Source organism: Enterococcus sp. HMSC078F03 (genome assembly GCF_001811595.1).
GTDB classification, from domain to species: domain Bacteria; phylum Bacillota; class Bacilli; order Lactobacillales; family Enterococcaceae; genus Enterococcus; species Enterococcus faecalis.
Map to the genome: position 1 here is coordinate 1 of NZ_KV805557.1, position 209 is coordinate 209.

The 209-nt window shown below is 53.1% G+C and carries 1 protein-coding gene; it reads right to left on the reverse strand.

The genetic code is table 11. The features are described 5' to 3' along the window. On the reverse strand, positions 1-209 hold a 209-nt coding region (locus HMPREF2810_RS07195; protein ID WP_141750866.1), incomplete at both ends, for an Ig-like domain-containing protein.

Sequence of the window (209 nt, forward strand, 5' to 3'; positions counted from 1 at the left end):
CGGGAATGGTAACTGTAAACGCTCCTGTCCCATCGGCGCTCCCTGTGCCTATCACGGCACCTCCTGCATTTCGGATTTCAACCGTGGCATTGGCATCGGCAGTTCCTTTAACTTCGTAACCTGCCGTTGAATTACCTGTCACTCCTGTGATTGTTGGTGCGGTTACGGTTGTCTCATCCGCTGGCGTTTGGAACGTTGTTGGCGTACTT